The organism is Roseateles sp. P5_B10, assembly GCF_056400485.1.
Window position 1 is genome coordinate 1 of the sequence record NZ_JBFULE010001105.1, and the last position, 1,392, is coordinate 1,392.

Annotated in this window: 1 protein-coding gene and 1 pseudogene; both read left to right on the forward strand. The window is 63.9% G+C overall.

Features of this window, described 5'->3' with window-relative positions:
* Positions 1 to 637: pseudogene (locus AC1DU6_RS31215) on the forward strand (patatin-like phospholipase family protein); the annotation flags it as partial.
* Positions 638 to 912: 275 nt separating this feature from the next.
* On the forward strand, positions 913 to 1,392 hold a 480-nt coding region (locus AC1DU6_RS31220), incomplete at its 3' end, for a hypothetical protein (protein WP_477862014.1).

Below are 1,392 nucleotides of genomic sequence, written 5' to 3' on the forward strand. Positions count from 1 at the left end.
GTACCGGCTGCGGCTGGCGCTAGCGCGGTTGTTCCGCGACAACGCCGACCCCAAGGCGGGCCGCTATCTGAAGCTCGTCGACGGTGGATTGACCGACAACCTCGGCCTGGTGGCCATCCTGCAAAGCCGCGTGCTGCTGAACACGCCCTATGGCCCCATCCCCGAGCAGGACGCGGCGACGATGCGCCGCCTGCTTTTCATCGTCGTCGATGCCGGCCAGGGCCCGAGCGCCGACTGGGCTCGCGAGGTGGCCGGCCCCTCGGGCATGGAGATCGCATCCGGCGCCGTCGACACGGCCATCGAGAGCACCATGCGCATGAGCTACGCGAGCTTTGTGCCCATGGTGCGCAACTGGGAGCGCGACCTGGTGACCTATCGCTGCAGTCTCAGCGACGAGCGCAAGGCCGCGCTGCGGGCGCTGAACCCGGAATGGCATTGCGAGGACATCAAGTTCAGCGTCACCCAGATCAGCTTTGCTGATTTGCCCGAGACCGAGGAGCAGGCACTGAACGCGATTCCGACGCGGCTCAAGCTGCCCGCGGAGCAGATCGACAGGCTGATCAATGCTGGACGCCAGGCGACGGCTCAGGATGCCGGCGTGAAACGATTCTCGAAAGCCGTTCAGCGCGGCGACTGATCGTTAACCGGATATCTGATCGGCATTGGGTGGCAATCTCCTGACGGGTCATTTCAGCGCAATGGCCTAACCCTAGGGTTTGCCGCATGTCGAGGGAATTTCCACCTTCAACCGTGGGGGCATTTCAAGGTTGCCTGCGGTGCTCGTCCTACTGGACCGTCCTACAAGCGGCGAGGTGTTGGCATGGTTGATGCGCTAGGGATTGTGCGTCGCCCCAAAGCGTGTCGTTGCGTCAACAGGGCCTGCAAAACATTGCCCACACTGGAGACAAACAGATGATCAAGAAGATGCTTGCCACGGCGGCTTTCGCCGGCCTGGCCCCGCTCTCGGCGCATGCCGCCTTGACGATGTTGACGGCGGCGGATGGTTGGCCGCCTGCGGGCAGCAGCGGCCTGGAGACCGTGCAGTTCGCCGCTGTGGCGGCCAGCGGTGTGAAGGTCGCCGTCGGCGCCCATGCGTACAAGAACAGCGCCTTCCTGGCCAATGACGGCGTGCGTAATTTCCAGGCGCAAGGTGGCGTCTACCTGCCAGACGGCAAGAACTACGCGAACTGGAGCTTCGACTTTGCCTACGACATTCGGGGCTGCCAGGGCTGCAAGATCTGGCTGGGCATCGACACCGACAGCAGCGCCGCCGTCAGCTACACCGACATCGACCTGCTGACCGCGGGCCTGCCGACATTCCTGGGCGAATCGTGGAACCTGGAGATGTCCTTCCTGACGACGCCGGGCTTCAACTTCAACCCGTACGCGGCC